Source organism: Dietzia cercidiphylli, assembly GCF_014145145.1.
Classification (GTDB): Bacteria; Actinomycetota; Actinomycetes; order Mycobacteriales; family Mycobacteriaceae; genus Dietzia; species Dietzia natronolimnaea.
In genome coordinates this window covers 1-4,195 of record NZ_JAALEA010000120.1, presented here as the reverse complement: position 1 = coordinate 4,195, position 4,195 = coordinate 1, and the positions used below count along the sequence as shown (strand labels likewise).

General features: G+C 72.3%; 1 protein-coding gene, 1 pseudogene and 1 riboswitch. Of the genes and pseudogenes, one reads left to right on the top strand and one right to left on the bottom strand.

What is annotated here, in order from left to right; translation table 11 throughout:
- Window positions 1–3,715: cobaltochelatase subunit CobN (gene cobN, locus G6028_RS05050; RefSeq protein ID WP_241730553.1), on the bottom strand; the 3,715-nt coding region annotated here is incomplete at its 3' end.
- Window positions 3,707–3,899, bottom strand: a riboswitch (cobalamin riboswitch). Its footprint overlaps the gene before it by 9 nt.
- A gap of 81 nt (window positions 3,900–3,980) precedes the next feature.
- Between cobN and G6028_RS17600 the strand changes: the two are divergent.
- Window positions 3,981–4,195, top strand: a pseudogene (locus G6028_RS17600) (nitrite reductase); the annotation flags it as partial.

Sequence of the window (4,195 nt, the reverse complement as noted above, 5' to 3'; positions counted from 1 at the left end):
CGTACTCCCTGGCCAGCGTGTCGTACATCCAGTCGTGCACGACCCCTGCGGTGGCGTCGAACCCGAAGAGGTAGTCCACCGTCGCGGCCAGCTCGAAGGCCCCCTTGTAGCCGTGCCGCTGCATGGCCGCGATCCACCGGGGGTTGACCACGCGAGCCCGGAACACCCGGACCGTCTCCTCCGCGAGCGACCGGGTGCGGATGGCGTCCGGCGTGGTGGAGTCCCCCACGTAGGCGCGGGGTTCGGCGCCGGTGAGCGCTCGCACGGTCGCGATCATCCCGCCGTGGTACTGGAAGTAGTCGTCCGAGTCGGCGATGTCGTGCTCGCGGGTGTCGATGTTCTTGGCGGCCACCGCGATGCGCCGGTAGTTGGTGCGCATGTCGTCCGCGGCCGGGACGCCGTCCAGGTCGCGGCCGTAGGCGAAGCCGCCCCACCGGGTGTAGACCTCGGCCAGGTCCCGGTCGTCCCGCCAGTTGCCGGCCTCGATGGTCTGCAGGATCCCGGCGCCGTACGACCCCGGCGCGGAGCCGAAGATGCGGGTGGTCGCACGACGGTGGTCCGAGTGCTCGGCCAGGTCCGCGCGAGTGTGGGCGGCGACATAGTTCTGCTCGGCGGGTTCGTCGAGGTCCGCCACCATCCGGACGGCGTCGTCGAGCATGGTGATGACGTGCGGGAAGGCGTCCCGGAAGAAGCCCGAGATGCGGACCGTCACGTCCACGCGCGGGCGACCGAGCTCGGCGGCCGGGACCACCTCGAGACCGTTGACCCGGCGGGAGGCCTCGTCCCACTCCGGGCGGACGCCGAGCAGGGCCAGGACCTCGGCCACGTCGTCGCCCGAGGTCCGCATGGCCGAGGTGCCCCAGATCGACAGTCCCACCGAGCTCGGGTACTCACCGGTCTCCGCCACGTGGCGGTCCAGCAGGGAGTCGGCCATCGCCTGGCCGGTCTCCCAGGCCAGCCGGGACGGGATCGCCCGAGGGTCCACGGTGTAGAAGTTGCGGCCGGTCGGCAGCACGTTGACCAGGCCGCGCAGGGGCGAACCGGACGGTCCGGCGGGCACGAACCCGCCGTCCAGGGCGTGCATCACCGCATCCAGCTCGTCGACGGTGGCGGCCAGACGCGGCACCACCTCGCGGGCGGCGAACTCCAGGACGCGGCCGACCTCGTCGTCGTCATCCAGACCCGCGGCGGTCAGGACCTGCGGCACCGCCGTGAGGTCCCACCCGCGGGCGTCCATGTCCTCGACCAGCGCCCGGGCCCGGGCCTCCACGCGGTCGACCTCCTGGGTCGGGGCGTCCTCCCCCAGCCCGAGGGCGCGGCGCAAACCGGGAACTGCGCCGAACTCGCCGCCCCACACCTGCGAGGCGCGCAGGATGGCGAGCACCAGGTTTACCCGGGCCTCGCCGTCCGGCGCCTGACCCAGCACGTGGAGTCCGTCGCGGATCTGGACGTCCTTGATCTCGCAGAGCCACCCGTCGACGTGGAGCAGGAAGTCGTCGAACTCCTCGTCCCCGGGCTGCTGCTCCAGGCCCAGGTCCTCGTGCATGTGCGCCGACCGCATGAGGGTCCAGATCTGCGCGCGGATGGCCGGCAGCTTGGCCGGGTCCATGGACGCGATGTTGCCGTACTCGTCCAGCAGCTGCTCGAGGCGGGCGATGTCGCCGTAGGACTCGGCGCGGGCCATCGGCGGCACCAGGTGGTCGACGATCGTGGCGTGGGCGCGGCGCTTGGCCTGGGCGCCCTCCCCGGGGTCGTTGACCAGGAACGGGTAGATCAACGGCATGTCGGCGATCGCCGCGTCGGTCGCACACGCGGCCGACAGCGCGGCGTTCTTGCCCGGCAGCCACTCCAGCGAACCGTGCTTGCCGATGTGGACCAGCGCGTGGGCGCCGAAACCCCGCGCGAGCCACCGATAGGCGGCCAGATAGTGGTGCGAGGGCGCCAGCTCGGGATCGTGATAGATCGCCACCGGGTTCTCACCGAACCCGCGGGGCGGCTGGATCAGCAGGACGACATTGCCGGCCTGGATGGTGGCCAGGACGATCTCGCCGGCGTCGTTGACGAACAGCTGACCGGGCGCCTGCCCCCAGGCCTCGACCATCTCCGAGCGCAGCGACTCGGGCAGGTCCGCCGCCCACCGGAGGTAGTCGTCCGTGGAGATCCGTACGTGACTGTCGGTGAGCTGGGCGTTCGTCAGCCACTCCTCGTCCTGTCCGCCCGCGGCGATCAGGGCGTGGATCAGGGCGTCGCCGGCGGCGGTGTCGTCGGCGTAGGTGCTGTCGGTGCCACTGTCGGCGACGTCGAGGAACCGGGCGATCGGGCTGTCGTCGGGGCCCAGGTCGTAACCCTCGTCGCGCATCCGGCGCAGCAGTCGGATGGTCGAGACGGGGGTGTCCAGGCCGACCGCGTTGCCGATCCGGGAGTGCTTGGTCGGGTAGGCCGAGAGCACCAGGGCGATCCGGCGGTCCGCCGCGGGCACATGACGCAGCCGGGCGTGCGAGACCGCGATCCCCGCGACGCGGGCGCAGCGTTCGGGGTCGGCGACGTAGCGAGGCAGCCCGTCGGCGTCGATCTCCTTGAAGGAGAACGGCGCGGTGATGATCCGGCCATCGAACTCGGGGATCGCGATCTGGTTGGCCGAGTCCAACGGGTTGACGCCGTCGTCGGAGGCCTCCCAGTCCTCCCGACTCCACGTCAGGCACAGTCCCTGCAGGACCGGGATGTCGAGCGTGGCGATCCGTTCGACGTCCCACGTCTCGTCCTCGCCGCCCGCGCTCACCGCGCCCGGCGTGGTCCCGCCGGCGGCCAGGACCGTGACGATCAGCGCGTCGAGCGTCCCGAGTGCGTCGAACAGCTCGTCGGGCGCCGATCGCAGGGACCCGGCGAACACGGGCACGCCGACGGCCTGCCCGGTGGCGTCGATCGCGTCGGCGAGCGAATGGGCGAACCCGGAGTTCCCGCTCACCTCGTGCGCCCGGTAGTAGAGCACTCCCACGCGGGGAACGCGCCGCGACTGGTCCACGCGGGGAACGCCCGGCGACTGGTCAGTTCCGCTCACGTTCTCCCAGGTCCCGTTCCGGGAATCGCGTCGTATGTGACCACTCGCCGGGGAGTCGGGGGAATCGGCGGCACCCGGCCGCGGCGGCATCCCCCACACCGGGACGCTCTCCGGGGGCGCGAACCCGGTCCCGGTGAGCAGCACGGTGTCCGACAGGAAGGCGTGGAGCTGGGCGAGGTTCCGCTCGCCGCCCTCGGCCAGGTAGCGGTGGGCCTCGGCCGCGATGCCGATCGGGACGGTGGAGAGCTCCATCAGGTCGGCGTCCGGGGCCTGCTCGCCTCCCAGGACGACCACCGGCCGCCCCGAGGCCATGACCGCGGCGAACCCGGGCTCCCACGACCGCCGCGACCCGAGGATCCGGACCACCACCAGGTCGGCGCCGTCGAGCAGACCGGGCAGATCCGCCTCGACGTCCAGGCGGGACGGGTTGCCGAGCGTCCAGTCCGCCCCGGAGGCCCGCGCGGAGAGCAGGTCCGTGTCGGAGGTGGACAGCAGGGTGATGCGCGGTGGCTGGCTCGAGTGCCGAGGCGGTGCCGTGTCCTCCGGTGATGCCGTGTTCTCCGGCGATGCCGCGTCATCTGATGGTGCCGAGGCGTCCTCAGGGGACGCCGAACGCCGGTCATGGCGCATGTTCTTCTCCAAACCCTCGTGGAACATGACGCCGTGGCCGGTCTCCTGGCTTTCGCATCGACGCCGCGCGACCGACCTTCCCGGGCCTGGGCCCAGTGGTCTCCGCCCCGCTCTGGGACGGACGAGGGTGCGCGACTTACGCGACTACAGTGGCGAGGGCCGCGCCGGCTTTTCCTCCGGCTTCCCGAGCACCACGGCACCGGCGAGCCTATCCGGCGCCGGTCCCCCGCGGATGTCCGGCCGTCGGCTCCCCGCTCCCCGCGAGCCACCTCTGGCTGCCACACTGTGCCCCGTGAGAGCTTCCGGACCGACCCGCCGCACCCGCACCGACCTGTGCCCCGGTGTGCTGCGCCCGTGGCCCGCCGAGGACGGCGCCCTGGTCCGGCTACGAGTACCCGGAGGGCGCGTGTCGCCGGAGTCCCTCGCCGCGCTGCACAGGGTCGCAGCGAGATACGGCGACGACGACGTGCACGTGACGACCCGCGCGAACCTGCAGCTGCGGGCCCT